At 64.1% G+C, this 3,658-nt stretch carries 4 protein-coding genes; all 4 read left to right on the forward strand.

The genetic code is table 11. The features are described 5' to 3' along the window. Positions 1-755, forward strand: a 755-nt coding sequence (locus VJ604_RS09200) for a hydrogenase small subunit (protein WP_324081813.1), incomplete at its 5' end; no start/stop codon positions are given. Between the two features lie 2 nt (positions 756-757). Then, entirely contained in the window at positions 758-1,762 is a 1,005-nt protein-coding gene (hybA, locus tag VJ604_RS09205) for a hydrogenase 2 operon protein HybA (RefSeq protein WP_324081815.1), read from the forward strand. Next, the gene (gene nrfD / locus VJ604_RS09210; protein ID WP_324081818.1) at positions 1,759-2,958 is read left to right on the forward strand and encodes an NrfD/PsrC family molybdoenzyme membrane anchor subunit; all 1,200 of its coding nucleotides are present in this window, start codon (positions 1,759-1,761) and stop codon (positions 2,956-2,958) included. Before hybA ends, nrfD begins: the two co-directional genes overlap by 4 nt. Positions 2,959-2,986: 28 nt before the next feature. Continuing rightward, positions 2,987-3,658 (forward strand): nickel-dependent hydrogenase large subunit (locus VJ604_RS09215; protein ID WP_324081820.1); only part of this gene is annotated, 672 nt, incomplete at its 3' end.

A 3,658-nucleotide genomic window follows, 5' to 3' on the forward strand; every position in this document is an offset into this window, starting at 1 on the left:
AGATCGCCGGCAAGACCGCCCTCGAGATACTCAAGGAGACCGCACCCGAGGCCGGGGCCATCATAGCCATGGGCTCCTGCGCCTCCTGGGGCGGGATCGCTGCCGCCGGCTCCAACCCGACCGGCGCCAAGGGGATCCCGGAGATCCTGGGCGAGCGCAAGGTGATCACCATCCCGGGCTGCCCACCAAACCCGTACAACCTCCTCTCCACCGTCCTCTTCTACCTCACCTTCAACAAGCTCCCGGAGCTCGACGGGCAGGGACGGCCGAAATTCGCCTACAGCCGGCTCATCCACGAGAACTGCGAGCGCAGGCCGCACTTCGATGCCGGCCGTTTCGCACAGCAGTTCGGCGACGAGATCCACCGCAGCGGCGGCTGCCTCTACAAGCTCGGCTGCAAAGGGCCGGAGACTTACGCCAATTGCCCCAGCGTCCTGTTCGGCGAGACCGGTGCAGGCACCTGGCCGGTCGGCATCGGCCACCCCTGCTTCGGCTGCACCGAAAAGGGTGTCGGCTTCAACGAACCGCTGCACCAGATGGCCCAGTTGAAGGACCTCACCCCGCCGGTCTTCTTCTCCGAGGCCTTCCCCAACAAGGAAGGGATCTCCCCGGGCATCAGCTCGCTGGCCACCGGGTCGGCCGGCCTGGTGGTGGGAGCCGCCGGCGTCGCCCTCTTGACCGGACTCGGCAAGGATAAATTCAAGGACAAGGACGGCGGCAAAAACGACCGCGACTCGCACGACAAGGAGGTGTAGCCATGGCCATCTCCAGACGACGGTTCCTGAAAGGGGCTGCCGGCGGCGGAGCCCTGCTTATCGCTTCCCGCCTGCCGGACGCCGGGGCCACCATGTCCAGGGAACTCCCCCCACACGCGGTCGGCATCCTCTACGATGCGACGCTCTGTGTCGGCTGCAAGACCTGCATGGTGAGTTGCAAGAAGGAAAATAGCGTGCCGGGCGGCGCCCTCTACAAGAAGGGACGGAGCACGCCTCCCTTCGAGAGTTCGGTGCCGGGCGACAACATGTGGGATGCGCCGCGCGAGCTTACCGGTAAGACCCTCAACATCGTCAAGGTCTACAAGAACGGTACCGCCCAGGTGAAGGATCGCGAGAAGGACGGCTACGCCTTCTTCAAGCAGCAGTGCCTGCACTGCATCTCCCCCGCCTGCGCCTCGGTCTGCCCGGCCGGCGCCTTCAGAAAGGACGCCGACACCGGTGCGGTGATCTACCTCGCCGACCGCTGCATCGGCTGCCGCTACTGCCAGCTCGCCTGCCCGTTCGGGGTCCCGCGCTACGAGTGGGACGCCGCCTGGCCGGAGGTGAGGAAGTGCCAGCTCTGCGAGCACCGGATCAAGGAGGGGAAATACTCGGCCTGCGCCGAGATCTGCCCGACCGGCGCCACCATCTTCGGCAAGGTGACCGACCTGCGGGCGGAAGGGAAAAGGCGTCTCGCGCTTAAACCTGGCGAGCCCTACCTCTACCCCTTGAACCGGGTCGACTCCAAGGAGAAGACCCTCCGCCCCGCCTCCCGCTACGTAAAACAGCTCTACGGCCTGGAAGAGGCCGGCGGCACCCAGAACATGCTCCTTTCCGGGATCTCCTTCGACCTGCTCGGCTTCAGGAAGAACATCGCCCGCTTCGACCTTCCTTCGCTCACCTGGGCCTACATTGCCAAGATACCGTGGGTGTTCCTCGGTGTCTTCTTGGGAGGGACCGCCATCTACAAGGTGACCCACCGCAATGACAGGGAGGAGAAGCCATGATCGACACCACCAAGTATCTTGGCCCCCGCGCCGGCGGGCTGGTCAACAAGCTTCTGGACGACTCCCACAGTGAATACCTGGGGATCAGGCTGATCACCCCCTTCACGGTGCTGCTGGCGGGTCTGGTCGGCATCGCGGCGGTGGTGGCCTGCTACCGGCTCTGGTTCGGCATCGGCGCCGCCAGCAACCTGAACGACCTCTGGCCCTGGGGGCTCTGGATCTCCTTCGACGTCCTGGGCGGGGTCGCCATGGCCGCCGGCGGCTTCCTGATCGCCGCGGCCGTCTACATCCTCAACTGGAAGAAGTACAAATGCATCGCCCGCGCCTCCATCCTGAACGCCTTTTTCGGCTATCTCCTGGCCGCCATGTCCATCTGCCTGGACATCGGCCGCTCCTTCGTCATCTGGCACCCGCTGGTGATGTGGCAGGTGAACTCCATCATGTTCATCGTCGCCATCCACGTGGTGCTCTACACCTCCACGCTGGGCACCGAGTCGAGCCCGATGCTGTTCGAGAAGCTCGGCTGGAAGGGGGCGCTCGACAAGGTGAACCGCTGCATGGTGGGGATCGTGCTGTTCGGCGTGCTGTTATCGCTTCTGCACCAGTCCTCGCTGGGCGCGGTCTACCTGATCGCCCCGGGCAAGCTCTCCCCCATCTGGTACGGCCACTACATCCCCTACATGTTCCTGGTTTCCGCCATCATGATGGGGATCTCCATGGTCAGTTTCGAGACCATCCTCACCGGCAAGGTCTTCAACCACCAGGTGCCGATGGAGGTGATCGATGGGCTGTCGCGCGGCATCGTGATCACCGGGGTTCTCTACTTCATCATGAAAACCGTCCACATCGCCACCGGCCCCGGCTTCGGAGCGGTCTTCAACGGCAGCTTCCTGGGGAACCTCTGGCTCATCGAGATGGCGGTGGGGGTGGTGCTGCCGGTCGGCCTGCTGGCCTGCAAATCGGTGAGGAAGGATCCCCAGCGGGTCTTCGCCGCCGACATCATGGTCATCCTGGGGGTGCTCTTGAACCGGTTGAACGTCGGCGTCTTCGGGGTCGCCGAGTACGCCACCCGCTCCGGCGGGGACTACTTCCCCTCCACCATGGAGTTCCTGTTGACCATCGGGATGATCGCCTTCGCCATCCTCGGCTTCAAGCTGTGCGCCAAGTACCTGAACCTGTTCCCCACACACCACTGAACCGCCTGACGGCGTAAGGAGGAGCATCATGTCCAAGCGAATTACCATCGACCCGGTGACCAGGATTGAAGGACATCTGCGGATCGACTGCGAGATAGACGACGGCCGGGTGACCAAGGCCTGGTCCTCCGGCCAGATGTGGCGCGGCATCGAGACCATCCTGAAGGGGAAGGACCCCAGGGAGGCCTGGATCTACACCCAGCGGATCTGCGGGGTCTGCACCACCGTGCACGCAATCGCCTCGGTGCGGGCGGTGGAGAGCGCACTCAAGATGGAGATACCCTTGAACGCCCAGTACATCAGGAACCTGATGATCTCGGCGCACGCCATCCAGGACCACATCGTGCACTTCTACAATCTCTCGGCACTCGACTGGGTGGACATCACCTCCGCGCTGAAAGCGGACCCGGTTAAGACCGCCTCGGTCGCCCAAGGACTCTCCGACTGGCCGATGAACGGCAAGAAGGTGTTCAGCGACGCGCAGGACAAGGTGAAGGGGCTGGTGAACTCGGGGCAGCTCGGCATTTTCGCCAACGGCTACTGGGGGCACCCCGCCATGAAGCTCTCCCCCGAGGTGAACCTGATCGCGACCACCCACTACCTGCAGGCGCTCGAACTGCAGCGGCGTGCCAACATGATCGTCTCCATCCTGGGAGGGAAGACGCCGCACATCCAGAACCTGGCGGTGGGAGGCGTAGCC

This window comes from Geomonas sp., assembly GCF_035254065.1.
Taxonomy (GTDB): Bacteria; Desulfobacterota; Desulfuromonadia; order Geobacterales; family Geobacteraceae; genus Geomonas.

Bases quoted from the DNA above. Each gene is read 5' to 3' on its own strand.
- hybA (WP_324081815.1), top strand. From the start codon at position 758: ATGGCCATCTCCAGACGACGGTTCCTGAAAGGGGCTGCCGGCGGCGGA.
- nrfD (WP_324081818.1), top strand. From the start codon at position 1,759: ATGATCGACACCACCAAGTATCTTGGCCCCCGCGCCGGCGGGCTGGTC.